The sequence below is a fragment of the Curtobacterium sp. NPDC088465 genome, assembly GCF_044753165.1.
Taxonomy (GTDB): Bacteria; Actinomycetota; Actinomycetes; order Actinomycetales; family Microbacteriaceae; genus Curtobacterium.
This window is the reverse complement of sequence record NZ_JBIVMR010000001.1, coordinates 313,652-335,216: the sequence shown is the minus strand read 5'-3', so window position 1 is coordinate 335,216 and position 21,565 is coordinate 313,652. Positions and strand designations below refer to the sequence as shown.

General features: G+C 70.9%; 18 protein-coding genes. 12 read left to right on the top strand and 6 right to left on the bottom strand.

Annotation, left to right across the window (positions count from 1 at the left end; all coding sequences use genetic code 11):
• Positions 1-59: 59 nt before the first annotated feature.
• Positions 60-1,742 (bottom strand): ABC transporter family substrate-binding protein, encoded by a 1,683-nt coding sequence (locus tag ACIP6W_RS01475; RefSeq protein WP_400427802.1) that lies wholly within the window; start codon positions 1,740-1,742, stop codon positions 60-62.
• Positions 1,743-1,886: 144 nt separating this feature from the next.
• On the opposite strand from ACIP6W_RS01475, the gene ACIP6W_RS01470 reads away from it, so the two are divergent.
• The 3 genes from ACIP6W_RS01470 to ACIP6W_RS01460 are packed head-to-tail and all read left to right on the top strand — an operon-like array spanning position 1,887 to position 6,032.
• Positions 1,887-2,870: an ABC transporter permease gene (locus ACIP6W_RS01470; protein WP_400427800.1), complete on the top strand. Its 984-nt coding sequence runs from the start codon at positions 1,887-1,889 to the stop codon at positions 2,868-2,870.
• Position 2,871: 1 nt separating this feature from the next.
• Positions 2,872-3,900 carry an ABC transporter permease gene (locus tag ACIP6W_RS01465; RefSeq protein WP_400427798.1) on the top strand — a complete coding sequence of 343 codons (1,029 nt, stop codon included), beginning with the start codon at positions 2,872-2,874 and terminating at the stop codon, positions 3,898-3,900.
• The gene (locus ACIP6W_RS01460) at positions 3,897-6,032 is read left to right on the top strand and encodes a dipeptide ABC transporter ATP-binding protein (protein ID WP_400427796.1); all 2,136 of its coding nucleotides are present in this window, start codon (positions 3,897-3,899) and stop codon (positions 6,030-6,032) included. Before ACIP6W_RS01465 ends, ACIP6W_RS01460 begins: the two co-directional genes overlap by 4 nt.
• 52 nt (positions 6,033-6,084) lie before the next feature.
• Here ACIP6W_RS01460 and ACIP6W_RS01455 read toward each other — a convergent pair whose 3' ends face one another.
• The gene (locus tag ACIP6W_RS01455; RefSeq protein WP_400427793.1) at positions 6,085-6,624 is read right to left on the bottom strand and encodes a GNAT family N-acetyltransferase; all 540 of its coding nucleotides are present in this window, start codon (positions 6,622-6,624) and stop codon (positions 6,085-6,087) included.
• On the bottom strand, positions 6,621-7,370 hold the full coding sequence (locus ACIP6W_RS01450) for a CPBP family intramembrane glutamic endopeptidase (RefSeq protein WP_251159881.1): 750 nt from the start codon (positions 7,368-7,370) through the stop codon (positions 6,621-6,623). Before ACIP6W_RS01450 ends, ACIP6W_RS01455 begins: the two co-directional genes overlap by 4 nt.
• A gap of 139 nt (positions 7,371-7,509) precedes the next feature.
• On the opposite strand from ACIP6W_RS01450, the gene typA reads away from it, so the two are divergent.
• From typA to ACIP6W_RS01415, 7 genes are all read left to right on the top strand, one after another.
• Positions 7,510-9,432: a translational GTPase TypA gene (gene typA, locus ACIP6W_RS01445; RefSeq protein WP_066652823.1), complete on the top strand. Its 1,923-nt coding sequence runs from the start codon at positions 7,510-7,512 to the stop codon at positions 9,430-9,432.
• 109 nt (positions 9,433-9,541) lie between these two features.
• Positions 9,542-10,735, top strand: a complete 1,194-nt coding sequence (locus tag ACIP6W_RS01440; protein ID WP_400427789.1) for an amidohydrolase — start codon at positions 9,542-9,544, stop codon at positions 10,733-10,735.
• A 75-nt stretch (positions 10,736-10,810) separates the two neighbouring features.
• Positions 10,811-11,350, top strand: a complete 540-nt coding sequence (locus tag ACIP6W_RS01435; protein WP_066652830.1) for a hypothetical protein — start codon at positions 10,811-10,813, stop codon at positions 11,348-11,350.
• A 19-nt stretch (positions 11,351-11,369) separates the two neighbouring features.
• Positions 11,370-12,635, top strand: coding sequence for a PIG-L family deacetylase (locus tag ACIP6W_RS01430; RefSeq protein WP_251159879.1), 1,266 nt, complete (start codon positions 11,370-11,372; stop codon positions 12,633-12,635).
• Positions 12,636-12,672: 37 nt separating this feature from the next.
• Positions 12,673-12,990, top strand: a complete 318-nt coding sequence (gene fdxA / locus ACIP6W_RS01425) for a ferredoxin (RefSeq protein ID WP_066652836.1) — start codon at positions 12,673-12,675, stop codon at positions 12,988-12,990.
• A gap of 14 nt (positions 12,991-13,004) precedes the next feature.
• Positions 13,005-14,123 (top strand): succinyldiaminopimelate transaminase, encoded by a 1,119-nt coding sequence (gene dapC, locus ACIP6W_RS01420; protein ID WP_400427787.1) that lies wholly within the window; start codon positions 13,005-13,007, stop codon positions 14,121-14,123.
• 194 nt (positions 14,124-14,317) lie between these two features.
• Positions 14,318-15,616, top strand: a complete 1,299-nt coding sequence (locus ACIP6W_RS01415; protein WP_081984701.1) for a citrate synthase — start codon at positions 14,318-14,320, stop codon at positions 15,614-15,616.
• A gap of 503 nt (positions 15,617-16,119) precedes the next feature.
• Here ACIP6W_RS01415 and ACIP6W_RS01410 read toward each other — a convergent pair.
• Together ACIP6W_RS01410 and dapD are read right to left on the bottom strand one after the other, a co-directional pair.
• Positions 16,120-16,935 carry an alpha/beta hydrolase gene (locus ACIP6W_RS01410; protein WP_400427785.1) on the bottom strand — a complete coding sequence of 272 codons (816 nt, stop codon included), beginning with the start codon at positions 16,933-16,935 and terminating at the stop codon, positions 16,120-16,122.
• Between the two features lie 23 nt (positions 16,936-16,958).
• Positions 16,959-17,927 (bottom strand): 2,3,4,5-tetrahydropyridine-2,6-dicarboxylate N-succinyltransferase, encoded by a 969-nt coding sequence (gene dapD / locus ACIP6W_RS01405; RefSeq protein WP_209683644.1) that lies wholly within the window; start codon positions 17,925-17,927, stop codon positions 16,959-16,961.
• Positions 17,928-18,101: 174 nt separating this feature from the next.
• On the opposite strand from dapD, the gene dapE reads away from it, so the two are divergent.
• Together dapE and ACIP6W_RS01395 are read left to right on the top strand one after the other, a co-directional pair.
• Positions 18,102-19,184, top strand: coding sequence for a succinyl-diaminopimelate desuccinylase (dapE, locus tag ACIP6W_RS01400; protein WP_326495709.1), 1,083 nt, complete (start codon positions 18,102-18,104; stop codon positions 19,182-19,184).
• Positions 19,181-20,419 (top strand): hypothetical protein, encoded by a 1,239-nt coding sequence (locus tag ACIP6W_RS01395; RefSeq protein ID WP_271826003.1) that lies wholly within the window; start codon positions 19,181-19,183, stop codon positions 20,417-20,419. The genes dapE and ACIP6W_RS01395 overlap by 4 nt, the downstream gene beginning before the upstream one ends.
• Here the strand turns inward: ACIP6W_RS01395 and ACIP6W_RS01390 are convergent.
• On the bottom strand, positions 20,398-21,540 hold the full coding sequence (locus tag ACIP6W_RS01390; protein WP_158407733.1) for an AI-2E family transporter: 1,143 nt from the start codon (positions 21,538-21,540) through the stop codon (positions 20,398-20,400). The genes ACIP6W_RS01395 and ACIP6W_RS01390 overlap by 22 nt on opposite strands.
• Positions 21,541-21,565 lie beyond the last annotated feature (25 nt).

Genomic DNA, 21,565 nt, shown 5'->3' with positions numbered 1-21,565 from the left:
TAGGACAGGGAACGGGCCCGGTCGCGTGGTGCGACCGGGCCCGTCCTGGTGTCGTGCTGCTACTTGGTGAACCCGACCTTGGTCCAGTCGATGTTCTGCGCGCCCGCGAACGCGCCGTAGTTGGCGAGCTTCGGGTTCTGCGCGACGAGGGCAGGCTTCGCGGTGATCGGCATCGAGTGCCCGATCGCCCAGACCTGCTTGTCGACCTTGTTCCAGATCGCGTTCGCCTTCTCGGTGTCCGGCTCGGCGACCGCCTGCGCGATGAGCTTGTCGATCGCGTCGTCACCGATGCGGCCGTAGTTCTGACCGGTGTCGCCGGTTTGGTAGATCGACGCGCTGCTGGAGTGGAAACCGGTGCCGCCCCAGACGAAGATCGTCATGTCGTAGTTGCCCGGCGTGACGTACTGCTCGAAGAAGTCGTCCACCGCGACGGACTTGAGCTTCAGCTCGATGCCGACGTCCTTGAGCTGCTGCTGCATGACCTCGGAGAGCTTCTGCGACGAGGTCGCACCCGACGGGATCGTGATGGACAGCGAGAGCGTCTTTCCGCCCTTCTTGCGGTACTGGCCGTCGGTCTTCCAGCCGTCGTCGTCGAGGATCTTCTTCGCCTTCTCGACGTCGAAGGTGCCGTTCGGGTCGGTGTTCGCCTCGTAGCCGTCGTCGGTCGACAGGAAGACGTGGTTGTCGAGCGTGCCGAGCTTGTACGGCAGGGTCCCGCCGATGACCTGCGCCAGCGCTTCCCGGTTCACCGCGTGCTGGATCGCGAGTCGGAGCTGCTTGTCCTTGAGGATGCCCTTGGACGAGAAGTCGACGTGCGTGTACTGCGCCGAGGTCGAGGCGTAGACCTTCGAGTTCTTGGCGTCCTTGACGCGGTCGAACCGTTCCGAGGTTGTCGTCAGGACCGAGTCGATCTCCTTGTTGAGGTAGGCGTCGACGTCCGCGTTGCCGTCGAGCGACCGGAAGATGACCTGGTCGAGCTTCGGCTTGTCACCCCACCAGTTCTCGTCGGGGACGATCGTCACGGTGCCGGCGGTCTCGTCGAGCTCGGACACCTTGTACGGGCCCGAGGAGACCGGGACCTTGCCCTTGTACGCCTCGTTGAACTGCTCGGGGGTTCCGGTCTGGCTGGCCGGGTAGAGCGGGGTGAAGAGCGACTTCCAGTCGGAGAACGGCTTGTCGAAGACGACCTTGACGTCCTGGTCGGACGACCCCTTCGTCACCGAGGCGATGTCCTCGTACCCGGTGGTCGACCCGACCAGGTAGTCCGGGTTCGTCCCGTTCAGGGCCTTCCACTCGTTCTCGAAGTCCTTCCACGTGATGGGGGACCCGTCGTTCCACTTCGCCTTCGGGTTGATCTCGTACTCGATCGTGAGCGGGTCGTCGCTCGTCGCCTCGGCCTTCGACACGTAGTCGGTGTCGAGCTGCGGTGCGCCCTTGCCGTCGATCACGTAGATGAACGGCATCGTCGCCTGTTCGATCGTGGAGGCGTCGACCAGGGCGCCGTCGACCTGGTTGTAGTTCCACTGCGTGATCCACTGCGAGATCGGCAGACGGAGCGTGCCGCCGTCCTGCAGGTCCGAGACCGGCTGCTCGTTGATCTGGGCCGAGGTGGGCAGGGTCTTCTTGCCCGAGTCGTCCGAGCCGCCGCCGGATCCTCCGTTGGATCCGCTCGAGCAGCCGGTCGCGACGAGAGCGAAGCCGGCGAGTGCCGCCGTCAACGCCAGGACTTTCCTGTGCTTCATGGTGTTCCCCTCGTGAAGTTGTGGATCACCATACGGCCCCCGCGCGGGGGCAGTCGACCCGTTCTGTTGCAAACACCAATCCGTTACGCGGCATGTGGCGGGATGTGATCTCCCGGAAACAAATCGGGTCGTATGGTGTTCCGCATGACCCGCTTCCTGGCGCGTCGACTCGTGTACTACGTCGTGCTCGTGTTCCTCGCCACCTCGCTGACGTACTTCCTGGCCTCGGCGACGTTCAGCCCCCGATCCGTCTACGCAGAGCGCAACCCGGCACCGCCTGCGGCCACCATCGACAAGAAGCTCGACGACATCGGCGTCAACGACAAGACGCCGATCGTCGTGCGCTACGGGCACTGGCTCGGCGAGGTCGTGCAGGGCGACATGGGACGGACGATCCAGGACCGCCCCGTGACCGACCAGTTCTGGCCGCGCCTGGGGGTGAGTCTCCGCCTGCTGCTGGTGGGCACGATCGTCGGCATCCTGCTCGGGGTGCTGCTCGGCGTCTGGAACGCCGTCCGGCAGTACCGGATCTCGGACCGGGTGAGCGCGATCATCTCGATCGTGCTCATCTCGACACCGGTGTTCCTGACGGCCGTGTTCCTGAAGATCGGCGCGACGAAGCTCAACCAGGACACCGGGACGCAGCTCATCAACTTCACCGGCGAGGCGACGCCCGGGCTCTCTGGCAGCTGGTGGGAGCTGTTCGCGGACCGGGGTGTGCACCTGCTCCTGCCGACGATCTCGATCGCGCTCGGGCTCATCGCGATCTACAGCCGGTACCAGCGGGCGACGATGCTCGACGTGCTCGGCTCGGACTTCCTGCGGACCGCGCGCGCGAAGGGCCTGACGAAACGACAGGCGACCTTCAAGCACGGTCTCCGGACGGCGCTCCTCCCGATGACGACCCTCTTCGCCTACGGCTTCCTGGGCATCCTGACCGGGGCGATCTTCACCGAGAAGATCTTCGGGTGGAACGGCCTGGGCGCGTGGTTCATCGACTCGGTGAACAACAACGACGTGAACGCGGTCACGGCGTACTCGCTGTTCGCGTCGGTGATGGTCCTCATCGCCGGGTTCCTCGCGGACACCCTCACCGCCGTCCTCGATCCCCGCGTGCGGAGGAACTGACATGACCGACACCCGGATCGAACCCGTCGACGGCACGACCCTCGGCCGGTCCGACACGCCGCTGCCCGGCAGCCCGAAGCCCGGCGGGAAGCAGCGCAACCGCTTCGTGCAGACCGTCGTCCGCACCTTCATGAACCGCGGCGCCGGGATCGGCCTCGTCGTGATCGTGCTGCTCTTCGGCTTCGCGTTCATCGGGCCGCTCGTGAGTCCGTACGGCTACTCGCAGATCGACTACACCGCGTTCTCGCAGCCGCCGAGCGGGACGCACTGGTTCGGCACGAACGGCATCGGGCAGGACGTCTTCGCGCAGACCGCGCGGGGGATGCAGAAGAGCCTGCTCATCGGCCTGCTCGTCGCGGTGTTCTCGACGGCGATCGCTGCCCTGACGGGTGCCGCGGCCGGGTACTTCGGCGGCTGGGTCGACCGGATCGTGATGTTCTTCGTCGACATGCTGCTCGTGCTGCCGTCGTTCCTCATCATCGCGATCATCAGCCCACGCATCCAGAACTCGGGCTGGATCGTCCTGGTCGCCCTCATCGCGGGCTTCGGCTGGATGATCACCGCCAGGGTCGTCCGTTCGATGACGCTGTCGGTGAAGGAGCGCGAGTTCGTGCGCGCCGCCCGGTACATGGGCATCGGACCGTTCCGGATCATCGTCCGGCACATCCTGCCGAACGTGGCGTCCTTCCTCATCATCGACGGCACGATCCAGGTCGGCGCCGCGGTGTTGTCCGAGACGAGTCTCAGCTACTTCGGCTTCGGCGTGCAGGCACCGGACGTCTCGCTGGGCACGCTCATCGCGCAGAACCAGGACGCCGCGCTCACCAGCCCGTGGCTGTTCTTCTTCGCGGCCGGTGCGCTCGTGGTCTTCGCCATCGCGGCGAACCTGCTCGGCGACGGGCTGCGCGACGCGCTCGACCCGACGTCGGCGACGGGCAAGAAGCAGAAGCGGAGCGGCCGGAAGCGCGATCAGGACCAGGCCGCGGTCGACGCCGCGACCATCACCACGCAGGCAGGGGCCGGCGCATGAGCACCACCACCACGACGACCACGACCGAGCCGCTGCTCCGCGTCCGCGACCTCGACGTCCGCTTCCCGACCCCGCGCGGCGTCGTGCACGCCGTTCGGGGGGTCGACCTCGAGCTCCGGCGGGGCGAGGTCCTCGGCATCGTCGGCGAGTCCGGTTCGGGCAAGTCCGTCACGAGCATGGCGATCCTCGGACTGCTGCCGGAGACCACGAAGGTCACGGGGTCGATCGCGCTCGAGGGGCAGGAGCTCCTCGGCCGCAGCGACCGGCAGCTGAGCAAGCTGCGGGGCGCCAAGGTGGCGATGGTCTTCCAGGACCCGCTGTCCGCCTTCACGCCCGTGTACACGATCGGTGAGCAGATCGCCGAGACCGTCCGCGTGCACCGGGGTGCCTCGAAGCAGGACGCACGCGCCCGGGCGATCGAGCTGCTCGAGCTCGTCGGCATCCCGCAGGCCGAGCAGCGTGTGGACGCCTTCCCGCACGAGTTCTCCGGTGGCATGCGGCAGCGCGCGATGATCGCGATGGCCATGGCGAACGACCCGGACGTGATCCTGGCCGACGAACCGACCACGGCACTGGACGTGACGATCCAGGCGCAGATCATCGACGTGCTCCGCACCGCGCAGCGCGAGACCGGTGCCGCCCTGGTGTTCGTCAGCCACGACCTCGGGGTGATCGCCGGCATCGCCGACCGCATCGCCGTGATGTACGCCGGCCGGATCGTCGAGACGGCGAGCGCGGACGAGCTGTTCGCCCGGCCACGCATGCCCTACACGATCGGCCTCATCGGCGCGCTGCCGCGGCTCGACGAGTCGAGCGGCGAGCCGCTCGTGCCGATCCCCGGGTCGCCCCCGTCGCTCATCGGGCTGCCCGACGCCTGCCCGTTCGCCGACCGGTGCCCGCTCGCCGCGGCCGTCTGCCGTGGGTCGGAACCGCCGCTCGCCGCGGTCGACGTGGCGGCCGGTGTCCCCGGAGAAGGGCCGGTCGACACCTCGGTGCCGCACGCGGTCGCCTGCCACCGGTACGAGGAGGTCGCCGAGGCCCACGCCGACGCCGGCGCGATCTTCCGGCTGCCCGAGATCCCGGACACCGGCGTCGCGGTCACCACACCCGCCGCCCGCGAGCAGCGTCCCGCCGTCGTCCAGGTCGAGGGGCTGACGAAGACGTTCCCGCTCGTCAAGGGGTCGGTGTTCAAGCGCAAGGTCGGCGAGGTCTACGCGGTGGACGGCGTCGACCTCGACATCCGCACGGGCGAGACGCTCGGGCTGGTCGGGGAGTCGGGGTCCGGCAAGTCGACGACCCTGCACCAGCTGATGGACCTCGAGCGGCCCGAGCACGGCACGGTCGAGCTCTTCGGACAGCCGGTCACGGCGTCGAAGCAGCTGCGGCAGCGCATCTCGATGGTGTTCCAGGACCCCGCAGCGAGCCTCGACCCGCGCATGTCCGTGTACGACGTCGTCGCCGAACCGCTCCGGGCCATCGGCGCCTCGTCGGACCGCATCGCCGAGCGGGTGCCGGAGCTCCTCGGGCTCGTGGGGCTCCGTGCCGCCGAGGCCGACCGCTACCCGCACGAGTTCTCCGGCGGGCAGCGGCAGCGCATCTCGATCGCTCGGGCGCTCGCGACCGAGCCGGAGCTCATCGTGCTCGACGAGCCGGTCTCCGCGCTCGACGTGTCGATCCAGGCCGGGGTGCTCAACCTGCTCGCCGACCTCAAGGCACGACTCGGGTTGTCGTACCTGTTCGTGTCGCACGACCTGTCGGTGATCCGGCACGTCGCGGACCGGGTGAGCGTGATGTACCTGGGCCGCACCGTCGAGGAGGGCGCGGTCGACGAGGTCTTCGAGCGCCCGATGCACCCGTACACGGCTGCGCTCATGTCGGCGGTCCCGGTGCCGGATCCCGTCGTGGAGCGCGCACGGCGGACGATCCTGCTGCCGGGGGACCCGCCCAGCCCGACCGAGCGCCCGACCGGCTGCCGGTTCCGCTCGCGCTGCCCGCTCTACGCGATGCTGCCCGAGGCGCAGCAGGCGCGGTGCCGCGACGAGGTGCCCGAGAAGGCGCCGCGCGCCGGCGCGGAGCGCGACCACCGTGCGGCGTGCCACTACCCGGAGCAGGTGCCGCAGCTGGTCGCGTGACCAGCCGACGGACGGAAGGCGCGGTGCCGGTCGGTACCGCGCCTCCCGTCCGTCACCGGCCCACGTCCCGGTCGGTGCGCGACCACACGGTGAGGTCGACCACCGACCCGTCACCGAGGAACCCGGCGCGCCGCAGCGTCCCCTCGGGGACGAAACCGGCTCGGCGCGCGAGGGCGAGGGACGCAGCGTTGCCCGGTGCGATCCGCAGCTCCACGCGACGGAACTCCGCCGACGTGACGAGGTGGTCCGCCAGGGTACGGACGGCTGCCGCGGTCCCACCGGTGCGGCGCCGATCGGGCACCGACCAGTAGCTGAGTTCGCAGCTCCGGGCCCGGCGGTCGACACGTCTGACCTCGATCGACCCGGCCAGACCACCCGCCCACTCGATGGCGAGACGGAGGCCGTCGCCGGATGCGCGGAGCGCCGCGGCCTCGTCGGCCCAGGCTCCGTACGCCTCGGGCGGCAGGCCCCGCGGGACCGGGAGCCAGCGGCAGATCTCGTCGTCGCGGTAGGCCGCCGCGATGGCGAAGCCGTCGGCGGCCGTCAGGTCGCGCAGTCCACCGGGCAGCCGACCCCACCTCGGTGCGCTCACCGGAACAGTCCCGGGAACGCCTGGGCGACGAAGGGGTAGCCCACGAAGACGACGGCGTCGAGCAGGCAGTGCGTGATGACGAGCGGGAGCAGCCGCCCCCACCTCGTGTAGATCCACCCGAACACGACGCCCATCACCGCGTTCCCCACGAACGCCCCGAACCCTTGGTACAGGTGGTAGCTCCCGCGCAGGACCGCGGTCGACAGGATGACCTGCCACCGCCCCCACCCGAGCCCGCCGAGCCGCTCGTACAGGTACCCGATCACGATGACCTCCTCCTGCAGCCCGGACCGGACGGCCGAGAGCAGCAGGACGGGGATCGTCCACCAGTAGGTGTTCAGCGCCGCCGGGTCGACGTCCACCGTGAAGCCGAGTGCGCGACCGGTGAAGTAGAGCGCGAGTCCGGGGATGCCGATGCCGAGCGCGATGAGGGCTGCTCCGCCGAGGTCCGGCCGCGCCCGGAAGCGGTCGATGCCGAGCCGGTGGAGGTGCGGGCGCCTCGCGCTCCAGAGGAGGTAGCAGACCAGCGCGACCGGGGCCAGGTCGACCGCGATGCCGACGAGCTGCCGCGCGAGGTCGACGTACTGCACGGTCGTGGTGGACGTGTTGAGTGCCGTCGACTGCTCGCCGAGGGGCGTCGTCTGGGACAGGTCGTCGATGATCTGCAGCACCGAGTACAGCGCGCTGCCACCCAGTGAGAGCATGAGGACGATCGTGATCTCGGTCCACGTCCGCCGTCGGGTCATGCGCTGTACTCCTCAGGGTTGCGAACTACCGGTAGACTGGCGTGTCGGGCGTTCCAGCCCACCCACGGGCAGTGCCACCACGGCGCGAGAGCCGCCGTCGGCCGCCCGATCTTCTCCGAACACTTGAAGGATGTCCTGTATGGCGCTCGCCACCCGGTCCGACCTGCGCAACGTCGCCATCGTGGCACACGTCGACCACGGCAAGACCACCCTCGTCGACGCGATGCTCACGCAGACCAACTCGTTCGACGCCCACTTCGAGGGCGAAGACCGGATGATGGACTCGAACGACCTCGAGCGCGAGAAGGGCATCACCATCCTCGCGAAGAACACCTCGGTGCTCTACAACGGGGAGCACGCCGAGCAGTTCAACCCGGGTGGCCGCATCACGATCAACGTGATCGACACCCCCGGCCACGCCGACTTCGGTGGTGAGGTCGAGCGCGGCCTCTCCATGGTCGACGGTGTCGTGCTGCTCGTCGACGCGTCCGAGGGCCCGCTGCCCCAGACCCGCTTCGTGCTGCGCAAGGCGCTCGCCGCGAAGCTCCCGGTGATCCTGCTCGTCAACAAGACGGACCGCCCGGACTCCCGCATCGACGAGGTCGTCTCCGAGTCGCAGGACCTGCTCCTCGGCCTGGCCTCGGACCTGTCGGACGAGGTCGACGACCTCGACCTCGACGCGATCCTCGACGTCCCGGTCGTCTACGCGTCCGGTCGTGCCGGCGCCGCGAGCCGCAACAAGCCGAACGACGGCGAGCTGCCCGACAACGACGACCTCGAGCCGCTGTTCGAGGCGATCCTGCAGCACGTGCCGGCGCCGACGTACGACGACGAGCACCCGCTGCAGGCGCACGTCACCAACCTCGACGCCTCGCCGTTCCTCGGCCGCCTCGCGCTGCTCCGCATCTTCCACGGCACGATGAAGAAGGGGCAGACGGTCGCGTGGGTCAAGCACGACGGCACCGTCGCGAACGCCCGCATCACCGAGCTGCTCATCACGAAGGCACTCGACCGCTTCCCGGCCGAGTCCGCGGGCCCCGGTGACATCGTCGCCGTCGCCGGCTTCGACACCATCACCATCGGTGAGACGCTGTCCGACCCCGAGGACGTCCGCCCGCTGCCGACCATCACGGTCGACGACCCCGCCATCTCGATGACCATCGGGACCAACACGAGCCCGCTCGTCGGCAAGGTCAAGGGCCACAAGCTGACCGCGCGCATGGTCAAGGACCGCCTGGACCGCGAGCTCATCGGCAACGTGTCGCTCAAGGTGCAGGACATCGGCCGTCCGGACACCTGGGAGGTCCAGGGCCGTGGTGAGCTGGCGCTCGCCATCCTGGTCGAGCAGATGCGCCGCGAGGGCTTCGAGCTCACCGTGGGCAAGCCGCAGGTCGTCACGAAGCGTGACGAGAACGGCAAGCTCCAGGAGCCCTACGAGCACATGACGATCGACACGCCGGAGGAGCACCTCGGCGCGATCACGCAGCTCATGGCCGCGCGCAAGGGTCGCATGGAGAACATGACGAACCACGGCACCGGCTGGATCCGCATGGAGTTCATCGTGCCGTCGCGTGGCCTCATCGGCTTCCGCACGTCGTTCCTCACCGAGACCCGTGGCACGGGCATCGCGAACGCGATCTCGCACGGCTACGACGACTGGGCGGGCCCGATCCAGACCCGCATCAACGGCTCGATCGTCTCCGACCGCGCCGGTGTCGTCACGCCGTTCGCCATCACGAACCTGCAGGAGCGCATGACGTTCTTCGTCAACCCGACGGAGGAGGTCTACGAGGGCATGGTCATCGGCGAGAACTCGCGCGCCGACGACATGGACGTGAACATCACGAAGGAGAAGAAGCTCACGAACATGCGTTCGGCGAACGCCGACTCCTTCGAGTCGATGACGCCGTCGCGCCAGCTCTCCCTCGAGGAGTGCCTGGAGTTCGCGCGCGAGGACGAGTGCGTCGAGGTCACCCCCGACAACGTGCGCATCCGCAAGGTCGAGCTCGACGCGCAGGCCCGTCAGCGCGCGTACGCCCGCCTGAAGCGCCAGGACGCGTAACTCCGCGACAGCCTGGAGGCACCGCCTCCGTCCGACGGCCCGGTCACCTCGTCGAGGTGGCCGGGCCGTCGGCGTCCGCGCCCTCCGGCTCCAGGGTTACGGTGGACGGGTGACCCTCGATCTCCTCTCCCTGTACCAGGACCTGCACGCCCACCCGGAGCTCGGCTTCCGGGAGCACCGCACCGCCGGTGTGATCGCCGACCGACTGGCCGAGATCGGTGGGATCGAGGTCACCACGGGCGTCGGCGGCACGGGCGTCGTGGGCGTCCTGGCGAACGGCGACGGGCCGGTCGTGTGGCTCCGCGCCGACATCGACGGCCTGCCCGTGCAGGAGCGCACGGGGCTGTCCTACGCGAGCACGCACACCGGCCGCGACGACGAGGGCGTCGAGGTCCCGACGATGCACGCCTGCGGACACGACATCCACGTCACGTGGCTGCTCGGGACCCTCGAGCGCCTCGTCGACACCCGTGACGCGTGGCACGGCACGGTGGTCGCCGTCTTCCAGCCCGCAGAAGAGGTGATCTCCGGTGCCCGCGCGATGATCGAGGACGGCCTGGTCGAGCGCTTCCCGCAGCCGGAGGTCGTGCTGGGGCAGCACTCCGCCCCCGCGCCGGTCGGGATCGTCGCGGTCGGCAGCGGACCGGTCATGGCGTCGAGCGACCGGCTGACGGTCACGTTCAACGGCCGCGGCGCGCACGGTTCGGCGCCGCAGGCCTCGCTCGACCCGATCGTCACCGCCGCGAGCGCCGTCGTGCGGCTGCAGACGGTCGTCTCCCGCGAGGTCTCGCCGTCCGACGCCGGCGTCGTCACCGTCGGCGCCTTCCACGCCGGGACCCGGCCGAACATCATCCCGGACCAGGCCGTCATCGAGATCTCGACGCGCGCTCGGAACGAGGAGACCCGCGAGCGGATCATCGCCTCGATCGAGCGCATCGTGCGGGCCGAGAGCGAGGCGGGCGGCCTCGCCGCGCCGACCATCGAGCGTGCCCCGGGTGCCGAGGTGACCGTGAACGACCCCGAGGCGGCGAAGCGCGTGCTCGAGGCGATCCGTCCCGTCGTGCCCGGTGCGCGCGACCTGGAGATCGGGCTGGCGATGGCGTCGGAGGACGTCGGCCAGCTCGCCACCGCGGCGGGGGTGCCGCTCGTGTACTGGTTCACCGGCATCACCGACCCGGAGCTGTTCCGCCGCGGCGAGGAGATCCCGAGCAACCACTCGCCGTTCTACGCGCCGCAGGCCGAGACGGCGATCCCGGTCGGCGTCGACGCCCTGACGGCAGCCGCCCGCACCTACCTGTCCTGACCGGCGGCGCGGCGGACGGGAGACTTCCCAGGGAACGCACGCCGCGCCTCCCGGCAGTCCACCTAGGGTGTCCGCATGCGCACGACCCGGACCCTCATCGCCGCCGTGACCGCGGGGATCGCCCTCGCGGGCCTGACCGGCTGCTCCGCCGACGCGGTGCGCCAGGCGACCGACCTCGGCTCGTCGGTCGCCTCGAACGTCAGCGAGACCGTGCAGGGCATCGACGGCAAGGCCGTGCAGGACGGCATGGCCTCGGTCGCGGGCGGCATCGACGGCGCCCTCGACGCGGCACTGTCGGGCACGGGCGTGACGAGCGACGGCAGGGTGCCGGACGGCTTCCCGACCCCCGACGTCCCGCTCGTCGACGGCACCGTGCTCGGCGGTGGGGCCGGGCCGAACGGTTCCGGCTGGGTGGTGCAGGTCCGCGTGGCCTCGGTCGACGACTTCGCGGCGGCCGCCGAGCAGCTCGCTGCCGCCGGGTACACCGAGTCCGCGAAGCGTGCGGACACGTCGAGCGCGTTCGGGATGTTCCGCAGCGACGCGTACCGCGTGGTGCTGACGGTGTCCGAGTCGTCGGACGGCGTCACCGCGACGTACATCGTCACGCCCCGCTAGCGAAGTACCCTGGGACGCGATGTCCAAGGCTCCCGCACCGCGTCCCGAGCGCGTCCTGTTCGTGCACGCCCATCCCGACGACGAGACCCTGTCGTCCGGCGGCACCATCGCCACCCTGCTCGAGCTCGGCGCCGAGGTGACGGTGCTCACCGCCACGCGGGGCGAGCGCGGCGAGATGCTCACCGAGGCCCTGGCGCCGCTCTTCGGTGACGGCCCCCGTGTCGCGGCACACCGCGAGACCGAGATCGCCGCCGCGCTGGCCGCGCTCGGCGGTCCGGCACACCTGTGGCTCGGCGGCCGGGGAGCACGTCCCACCGACCTGCCCGAGCGGCGGTACAGCGACTCCGGCATGCAGTGGGGACCGGACGGACGCGCGACGGCCGCCGACGACGCCCCGGCCGACTCGCTCACCGCGGCGGACCTGGGCGAGGTCGTCGACGACGTGCGCGCGGCGATCCGCTCCACCGGCGCCGACGCGGTGGTCAGCTACGCCGACGACGGCGGGTACGGCCACCCGGACCACGTGCGGGTGCACCACGCTGCCCGGTACGCGGCCCGGGCAGAGGAGGTCCCCTTCTCGATGATCGTCGACCCGACGTCGGACGAGGTCGACCTGACCGTCGACGTCGTCCCCGTCCGGGCGAAGGTCCGCGCCGCCGTCGAGCAGTACCGGTCGCAGGTCGCCATCGACCCCGTGGACCCGACGGATCCGCAGCGCCTGACCTGGGTGATGCCCCACGGCGTCCGGCAGGAGGCCCCCGCGGTCGAGGCGTTCCGGCACGACGCCGACCCGGTGCCCCACGCTCCCGAGACCTTCGCCGAGCTCACCCCTCAGGGGAAGGTGACGGCGGTCGTCGTCGCGGCGGTCGCCGGGCTCGTCGTCGGAGCACTCGGGACCGTCACGCACCAGCAGCGGCTCGCGGGCTTCCCGGTCGGCATGGTCCTGACGACGCTCATCGTGCTCGGACTCGTGGTGGGACTGCGCCTCCTGTACCGCTCGCGGGCGATGGTCGCAGCGGCCGGCATCGGGATCATCGTCGCGACGCAGGTGCTCGTGAGCGTCGGCGGGCAGTCGTCCCCGCTGGTGCTCGCGAACCTCGCCGGCTACGTCTGGACCTTCGCGCCGGCGGCGATCGCGGCGTTCGCCCTCGCCTGGCCCGACCTGTCGGGGCTGCGAGCCCGCGCCGCGGCGGCGTCGGCGTCCGGAGCCGGAGCCGGGGCCGGGACGGCTGCCGCATCGTCCACGGACACCGCGCGGTCCGGGGCTCCCGGGCGCCGCGAGTAGACTCGACCACGCTCAGTCCGAAGGGAGCACCCGCACCGTGACCTACGTGATCGCCCAGCCCTGTGTCGACGTCAAGGACCGCGCCTGCATCGACGAATGCCCGGTCGACTGCATCTACGAGGGTGACCGGTCGCTGTACATCCACCCCGACGAGTGCGTCGACTGTGGTGCGTGCGAGCCGGTCTGCCCGGTCGAGGCGATCTACTACGAGGACGACCTGCCGGACGAGTGGGCCGACTACTACAAGGCCAACGTCGAGTTCTTCGACGAGGTCGGTTCGCCCGGCGGTGCCGCCAAGGTCGGTGTGATCCACAAGGACCACCCCGTCATCACGGCCCAGCCCCCGCGCGGCTGACCCCGGACCGCTCCGTGGCGCTCGACCTCCCCGACTTCCCCTGGGACCAGCTCGTCCCGTTCAAGCAGCGCGCAGCGGCGTACGAGGGCGGCATCGTCGACCTCAGCGTCGGTTCGCCCGTCGACCCGACCCCCGAGGTCGTCCGACGGGCCCTGGCGGGTGCCACCGACGCGCACGCCTACCCGCAGGTCGCCGGCACGCCCGCGCTGCGCGAGGCGATCGCCGACTGGTACGGCCGTCGGCAGGGCATCACGCTGACGCCCGAGCAGGTGCTCCCGACCATCGGCTCGAAGGAGTTCATCGCCGGGCTCGCGCTCTGGCTCGGGATCGGCCCGGGGGACACCGTCGTGCTCCCGGAGGCCGCGTACCCGACCTACGAGCTCGGAGCCGCGCTCGTGCGCGCTGACGCGCTCGCCTCGGACGACCCCGCCGCATGGCCGGAGAGCACGAAGCTCGTGTGGCTGAACTCGCCCGGCAACCCGGACGGTCGCGTGCTGTCCGTCGAACAGCTGCGCGCCGCGGTCGCACGGGCGCGGGAGCTCGGCGCCGTGATCGTCGGCGACGAGTGCTACGCCGAGCTCGGGTGGGAGCCGCCGTACGACGCGTCGCCGACACCCTCGATCCTCGACCCGCAGGTCGTGGGCGATCGGGTGGACGGCGTGCTCAGCGTGTACTCGCTGTCGAAGCAGTCGAACCTCGCCGGGTACCGTGCTGCCTTCGTCGCGGGGGACGCCGCGATCCTGGCCGACGTGCTGGCGGTCCGGAAGCACACCGGCATGATGCCGCCGCTGCCGGTCCAGGACGCGATGATCGTGGCCCTCGCCGACGACAGGCACGTGCAGCAGCAGAAGGCCCGCTACCGGGCCCGACGGAACATGCTCCGACGGGCACTCGAAGGAGCGGGCTTCCGGATCGACAACAGCGAGGCCGGGCTCTACCTCTGGGCGACCCGCGGCGAGCCCGCGCTCGACACGGTCGGCTGGCTGGCGGAACGGGGCATCCTCGTCGCACCAGGCACCTTCTACGGGCCCGCCGGGGCGGAGCACGTCCGGGTGGCGCTCACCGCGACCGACGACCGGATCGCGGCCGCGGCGCAGCGGCTGGCGAGCACCCGGAGACTGGCCGCGTCCTGATCGAGGTGGGCCGCGCCTCCCGGTCGTGACGAGGGTTGGGACCGCTGTGCGCTCCCCGCACAATCCGTGGAATCCACCAGATCTCCGCCTTCCGGTGGTGCACGACCGACAGTCGGCGCAGTTAGGCTGTCGTCGTGACTGACACTGCCAACGACGCTCAGAAGACGGCCACACCGCCCACCACGCCCGTCCCCGTGAGCCCCGCCGCCGCGGAGTCGACGGAGACGGCGACACTGACGTTCCCGGGTGGCACGGCGGAGTTCCCGATCCTGCCGAGCGTCGACGGCGCGTCCGCCATCGACATCTCCTCGCTGAAGAAGCAGACCGGGCTGAACACGCTCGACTACGGCTTCGTCAACACCGGCGCGACCAAGAGCGCCATCACGTACATCGACGGCGACCAGGGGATCCTGCGCTACCGCGGGTACCCGATCGACCAGGTCGCATCGGGGTGCACGTACCTCGAGGTCGCGTGGCTCCTCATCTACGGCGAGCTCCCCACGAAGGACGAGCTCGACGACTTCGACGCCCGCATCCGTCGGCACACGCTGCTGCACGAGGACCTCCGCCGCCTCTTCGACGCACTGCCGCACTCGGCGCACCCGATGTCGGTGCTGTCGAGCGCCGTGAGCGCACTGTCCACGTACTACGAGGACGACATGGACGTCGACGACCCCGAGAAGGTCGAGCTGCAGACCGTCCGGCTCCTCGCGAAGCTCCCGGTCATCGCCGCCTACGCGCACAAGAAGGCGATCGGGCAGGCGTTCCTCTACCCGGACAACAAGCTGTCGTTCGTCGACAACTTCCTCCGGCTGAACTTCGGCACCATGGCCGAGCCCTACGAACCGAACCCGGTGCTGTCGAAGGCGCTCGAGCGGCTCCTCATCCTGCACGAGGACCACGAGCAGAACGCCTCCACCTCGACCGTGCGCCTGGTCGGCTCGACGAAGGCGAACATGTTCGCGTCGATCTCCGCCGGCATCAACGCGCTGTACGGGCCGCTGCACGGTGGCGCGAACGAGGCCGTGCTCGAGATGCTGCAGCAGATCAAGGACTCCGGCGAGCCGGTGTCGCGCTTCGTCGAGCGGGTGAAGAACAAGGAGCGCGGGGTGAAGCTCATGGGCTTCGGGCACCGCGTCTACAAGAACTACGACCCGCGCGCGAAGCTCGTGAAGGAGTCCGCGCACGAGGTGCTGCAGTCGCTCGGGGTGCAGGACGACCTGCTCGACATCGCGATGGAGCTCGAGCAGATCGCGCTCGAGGACGAGTACTTCGTCAGCCGCAAGCTCTACCCGAACGTCGACTTCTACACGGGCATCATCTACCGGGCGATGGGCTTCCCGCCGCGCATGTTCACGGTGTTGTTCGCCATCGGGCGTCTGCCGGGGTGGATCGCCCAGTGGCGTGAGCTCAACAACGACCCGCTCAACAAGATCGGCCGCCCGCAGCAGCTCTACGTGGGGCACCCGGAGCGGGACCTGCCCGCTCGCTGACGTCCGGCCCCGGTCCACTCGACACGGTCCGAGAGGCCCGCTCGCGCCCCGCGAGCGGGCCTCTTCCGTCACGCTCGACGGGCGGGGCCCGCGAGCGGGCCATTCCTGTCACGCTCGGCGTCGTCCGGCGACGGTTCCTGCCCGCTCGGCAGGAGACGCGCGGCGTGTCCTGCCCGCTCGGTGACCTGAGCGCAACTGCGAACGCGCCGGACGGGAGGCGCGGTGTGGGCTGGCACCGCGCCTCCCGTCCGGCGCACCCGTTCCTTCCCAACACGCGTGCCATGGCAAGCGGAACCGGGCGTACCTGGTCGATCCTGCGGATCAGGTACGCCCGGTTCTGCTGGGTGCGCCCGGTTCTGCTGGGCGCGCCCGGTTCTGCTGGGTGCGCCCGGTTCCGTGGGTGCGCCCGGGGTCCGTCGGTCCCCGGCGGCGTCACCCGGCTCGCGGCGAACTCCTCGCGGCGCTCGGGAGCGGCGGTCAGGCGCCGCGCTCAGGAGCGGCGTTCAGCAGGCGCGGCGCACCGCCGACGGGAACCGGCCCGTCGCCCAGGTCCCGAGCAGGTCGACGGCCGCACGGAACGCGGGCGTGCCCGGTCGGTTCAGGAAGGCGTGCCGATCGGGCAGGACGTGTCGCTCCACCGACGTGCCCGCCGAGACGAGCTCGGCAGCGAACCGCTCGCCCGACGCCCGCATCGCGTCGGACGCGGCGTCGACGACGAAGGCGGGCGGGAAGCCGGTCAGGTCCTGTCCGCCGGCGAACGCCGTCCGCTGCCCGAGTGCCGTCCGGGGCACCGCGTTCCGGTTCGCGACGTCGAGGGCCCACGGGGCGTGCGTCACACGGCGGTGTCCGCGGACGGTGCGCTGCACGGCGCGGTCGCGGGGGAGTCGGGCGTGGTGGAAGCCGTACGCGAGGACGACGCCCTCCGGTGGGTCGCCGGCATCGAGCAGGCCGAGCGTCGCGGCGGACGCGAGGCACACCCCCGCGCTCGCCCCACCGAGCAGCAGCGGCCCGTCGGTGTGCGCCCTCGTGTGTCGGACCACCGCGAGCACGTCGTCGCGCGCGTGGGGCCACCGCGCCCGGGGCCGAGCTCCACGGCGTCCGACCCAGGGCAGCCCGGGCAGCGGAGCGAGGCGGTAGTCGACGGTCACGACGGCGAGCCCGTGGGCGGCCAGCGCGGTGGCGACGGCGTGCGACTCCGGTTGGTCGAGGCCACCGCGGAAGAACCCGCCCCCGTGCAACCAGACCAGGGTGGGTCCGCCCGGTCGTCCGTACCGCCGGACGGGCACCGGTCCGTGCGGCCCCGCGATCGTCGCCCCCATGCCGTCTCTCGTCGGGAGCCGCGCTACGCGTGCAGCGCCGTGTTGAGCTGGATGCCCTGGCCCTGGCGCTGCAGGGCCTCGACCGCACCGGAGAGCGAGTTGCGCCGGAACAGCACGTTCGGCACGCCCGACAGCTCTGCGGCCTTCACGGTGCGCGGCGTGCCGTCCGGGTTCGGAGCGACACCCACCAGGACGACCTTGGTGCCGGCCGTCACGTAGAGCCCGGCCTCGATCACGGAGTCGTCCCCGAGCGAGATGCCGAGGCCGGCGTTCGCCCCGAGGAGCGCCCGCTCGCCCAGCGACACCCGGTGCGTCCCGCCGCCGGACAGGGTCCCCATGATCGACGCACCCCCACCGATGTCGGTGCCGTCTCCGACGACGACCCCCTGCGACACCCGACCCTCGATCATGGCGTCACCGAGCGTGCCGGCGTTGAAGTTCACGAAGCCCTCGTGCATGACGGTCGTGCCGGGAGCCAGGTGTGCGCCCAGCCGCACCCGGTTGGCGTCGCCGATGCGCACCCGGTCCGGCACGACGTAGTCGAGCAGGCGGGGGAACTTGTCGACCGCGTGCACCGCGATGCCCGCACGCTGCAGGACCGGACGAAGGCGGACGAGGGCGTCCGGGTGCACCGGGCCGGCGTTGGTCCAGGCGACGATCGGCAGGTGACCGAAGACGCCGTCGAGCGAGACGGTGTTCGGCCGGACGTGCAGGTGGCTGAGCAGGTGCAGCCGCAGGTACGCATCGGGCGTGCTGGTCGGTGCGTCGTCGATGACGATCTCGGTCGTCACCGCCTCGATCCGGACCTCGCGCCGGGGGTCGTCGCCGACGTGCGCCTCGAGCTCGGGCGGGAACACCGCGTCGGCCGGACGCGCACCGAGGTGCGTCTCGGGGTACCAGGTGTCGAGGACGGTGCCGTCGGCGGCGATCGTCGCGAGGCCGTGGCCCCAGGCGTGCGTGGGTCGGTCGGTGGCAGCGGTCGCGTCGGTCACGCCCCCAGGGTAGCGAGCGGGCCGGTCGGCGACCCGTCCGGGGAGACGGTCTGTGGAGAACGTCGGTGACGCGACCAGGCCGGCCTGGAGGCAAAGGTGCTGTGGACGGATCGGCACCGTCCACCGGTGGTCGCCTCACCGTCCGCTGAGGGAAGCGGCCGGTACGCTGACCGCATGCCGGAGCAGCTCGACCTCACCGCCTCGTCCATCGACATCACGCGCGCCGTCTGCGACATCGAGTCGGTGTCGGGGAACGAAGGACCCCTCGCCGACGCGATCGAGGCGGCGCTGTCGTCGCTGCCCCACCTCGACGTCGTGCGCGACGGCGATGCGATCGTGGCACGCACGCAGCTCGGTCGCGAGCGCCGGGTCGTGATCGCCGGGCACATCGACACGGTGCCGCTCAACGGCAACCTGCCGACCGAGTTCCGGACCGCGGACGACGGCACCGAGATCCTCTGGGGTCGCGGCACGGTCGACATGAAGGCCGGGTGCGCCGTGCAGCTGAAGCTCGCGCACGACCTGACCGAGCCGAACGTCGACGTCACGTGGGTGTTCTACGACCACGAGGAGGTCAGCGACTCCCTGAACGGCCTCGGTCGGCTGGCGCGGACCCGTCCCGAGCTGCTCGCGGGCGACTTCGCGATCCTCGGCGAGCCGTCGGGCGCCCAGATCGAGGGTGGGTGCAACGGCAACCTCCGCGCCGAGGTCCGGACCTCCGGCAAGCGCTCCCACAGCGCACGCAGCTGGATCGGCGACAACGCGATCCACAAGACCGCACCGATCCTGGCGACGCTCGCGGCGTACGAACCGCGCACCGTGACGGTCGACGGGCTCGAGTACCGCGAGGGGCTCAACGCCGTGGGCATCACCGGGGGCATCGCCGGCAACGTCATCCCGGACGAGGCCATGGTGCACGTGAACTACCGCTTCGCGCCCTCGCGCAGCGCGGACGAGGCGGTCGCGCACATCCGAGAGCTGTTCGACGGGTACGACGTGCAGATCGTCGACCTCGCCGCCGGCGCCCGCCCCGGGCTCGACGCGCCGCTCGCGCAGCAGTTCGTCGCAGCGGTCGGCGGCCCGGCCCCGCGCCCGAAGTACGGGTGGACCGACGTCGCCCGCTTCTCGGCGCTCGGGGTCCCGGCGGTCAACTACGGTCCCGGCGAGCCGGTCTTCGCCCACCACGACGACGAGCAGGTCCCCGTCGACCAGATCACCGCGGTCGAGGACGGCCTGCGTCGGTGGCTGACGGCGTGACCACCGGCCCCGCGCGCACCGTCGCGGGGCTCCACGGCGCCGGCCGCTGGCGCGCGCGCTACCGGCTCGTGCCCTGGTGGGTCCGGGTCACCGTCGTCTACGTGGTCGCGCGGCTCGTGACGGGGGCGATGCTCCTGGCCTTCGCCGGAGTGCAGACCGCCAACTCGTTCACCGGCGCGCGTCCGTCGTACCTGTCCTTCGCATCCATCTGGGACGGCGCCTGGTACCGGGTGATCGCGTCGAACGGGTACCCGTCGACCCTGCCGGTGGACGCCGCGGGCCACGTCACCGAGAACGCATGGGCGTTCATGCCCGCGTACCCGTTCCTCGTCCGAGGGCTCATGGTGCTGACCGGGGCGTCGTTCGAGGCCGTCGCGGTCACCGTGTCGCTGGTCGCCGGGTGGGGCGCTGCGCTGGTGTTCCGACGGCTGATGGGCCGCTTCCTCGACGACGGCCGGGCGACGTTCGCCACGGTGCTGTTCTGCGTCGCGCCGGTGTCCGCCGTGTTCCAGGTCGCCTACGCCGAGGCGATGGGGCTCTTCCTGCTCCTGGTCGCCCTGCTGCTGATGGTCGACCGTCGCTGGTGGACGATGCTGCCGGTCGTGCTGCTGCTCGGGATGACCCGACCGACCGGGCTCGCGTTCGCGTTCCTCGTGGTGCTGTTCCTGGCCGCCTGGACGATCCGGCCGTCATGGGTGCGCGAGGTGGAGCGGCCGACCCTGCGCACCGCTCTGCCGCCACTCGTCGTGGGTGCGGTCTCGGGGCTCGTCGGACTCGCATGGCCGGCGATCGCGTGGGCGGTGACCGGGGTCCCGAAGGCGTACACCGACACCGAGCTCGCCTGGCGGTCGTCGTACATCGGGTGGCGGGAACTCGTCCCGTTCGCGCCGTGGATCCAGGGCGCCGGCTGGTGGTTCGGGCAGCCGGCGGGGGCGATCCTGCTCGCCGTGGCGCTCGTCGGGTTCGCGGTGTTCGTCGCGCACCCCGCTGTGCGGCGCGTCGGCCTCGAGCTGCGGTTGTGGGGCGTGGCCTACGTCGTCTACCTGCTCGCCGTGTTCTTCCCGCAGTCGAGCACCTGGCGCATCCTGCTGCCGATCGCGCCGCTCCTCGGCATCGTGGCCCTCCCGCGGTCGTCGGGCTACCGGGTGCTGGTGGTCGCGGTCTGTCTCGGTCTGCAGTTCGTCTGGCTGTACACCTGCTGGTGGGTCGACGGCTACGACTGGACGCCGCCGTGATCGACCTCGCGGTCGTCTGAGTCCTCGGCGGCGGGTGTCGCCGAGGGGTCCTCGCCCGGGCGCCAGTCGGCCGCGGCGTGCACCATCGCGTTCACCGTCGCGATGAACGGCACGGCGAAGAAGGCTCCGACGACGCCGGCGATCGTGGTGCCCGCGGTCACACCGAGCACGACGCCGAGCGGGTGCACCCGGACGGCCGAGCCGGTCAGGAACGGGTGCAGCACGTGGCTCTCGAGCTGCTGGACCACCACCACCACGGCGAGCATGACCAGCGCCGGCACCAGTCCGTTGAAGACCAGCGCGATGAGCACGGCGACGATGCCGGCGACGATCGCCCCGACCACCGGGACGAACGCGCCGAAGAACACGATCACGCCGATCGGGACGGCGAGCGGGAGGCCGAGCGCGAGCGCGCCGATGACGATGCCGAGTGCGTCCGTCACCGCGACGACGAGCTGCACGCGGATGAAGCTGGTGAGGGTCTTCCACCCCGCCTGACCCGCGGCGTCGATGCGTCCGCGCGAGCGTCGCGGGAAGATCCGCACCACCCACGACCAGATCCGGCGGCCGTCGATGAGCACGAAGATCGTCGTGAACACCACGATGAACAGCCCCTCGAGCGCGTGCACCAGCCCGCTGCCCGCCTCGGCGGCCCCGGACAGGATCGACGCGACGTGGGTCTGCAGGAACTTCGTCGCCTCCGCCAGGTACTTCGTGACCTGCGCCGAGGTGATGCCGAACGGCTCGGACGCGAGCAGGGTCTGGAAGGTCTGCACGTTGCTCGTCAGTCGACGCTCGAGCGTCGGCAGGTCGTAGCGGATCTGCGCCGTCACGACGAGCGCCAGGACACCGAGGACGACCACGACCGAGATGCAGGCCGTGAGCACGGCGAGCCACTTCGGCCACCGGTGACGTTGCAGGAACGCCGAGAAGGGGGCGAGCAGTGCGCAGACGAGCAGCCCGACCAGGAACGGCACGAGGATGTCCTGCAGCAGGACCACGAGGGCGACGACGACGGCGAGGGCAGCCACCACCACGAGGAAGCGCCACGAGAACGCTCCGGCGATGCGCATGCCCCTCGGCACCGCCTCGACGACCGGATCGACCTGTGGACGCAGCATGGAGCGGATGTTCGGCACACGCCAA

What these genes read in the sequence shown, in the direction of transcription:
- ACIP6W_RS01475 (WP_400427802.1), bottom strand. Translation starts at nt 1,742, where the DNA reads ATGAAGCACAGGAAAGTCCTGGCGTTGACGGCGGCACTCGCCGGCTTC.
- ACIP6W_RS01470 (WP_400427800.1), top strand. Translation starts at nt 1,887, where the DNA reads ATGACCCGCTTCCTGGCGCGTCGACTCGTGTACTACGTCGTGCTCGTG.
- ACIP6W_RS01465 (WP_400427798.1), top strand. Translation starts at nt 2,872, where the DNA reads ATGACCGACACCCGGATCGAACCCGTCGACGGCACGACCCTCGGCCGG.
- ACIP6W_RS01460 (WP_400427796.1), top strand. Translation starts at nt 3,897, where the DNA reads ATGAGCACCACCACCACGACGACCACGACCGAGCCGCTGCTCCGCGTC.
- ACIP6W_RS01450 (WP_251159881.1), bottom strand. Translation starts at nt 7,370, where the DNA reads ATGACCCGACGGCGGACGTGGACCGAGATCACGATCGTCCTCATGCTC.
- typA (WP_066652823.1), top strand. Translation starts at nt 7,510, where the DNA reads ATGGCGCTCGCCACCCGGTCCGACCTGCGCAACGTCGCCATCGTGGCA.
- ACIP6W_RS01435 (WP_066652830.1), top strand. Translation starts at nt 10,811, where the DNA reads ATGCGCACGACCCGGACCCTCATCGCCGCCGTGACCGCGGGGATCGCC.
- ACIP6W_RS01430 (WP_251159879.1), top strand. Translation starts at nt 11,370, where the DNA reads ATGTCCAAGGCTCCCGCACCGCGTCCCGAGCGCGTCCTGTTCGTGCAC.
- ACIP6W_RS01410 (WP_400427785.1), bottom strand. Translation starts at nt 16,935, where the DNA reads ATGGGGGCGACGATCGCGGGGCCGCACGGACCGGTGCCCGTCCGGCGG.
- dapE (WP_326495709.1), top strand. Translation starts at nt 18,102, where the DNA reads ATGCCGGAGCAGCTCGACCTCACCGCCTCGTCCATCGACATCACGCGC.
- ACIP6W_RS01390 (WP_158407733.1), bottom strand. Translation starts at nt 21,540, where the DNA reads ATGCTGCGTCCACAGGTCGATCCGGTCGTCGAGGCGGTGCCGAGGGGC.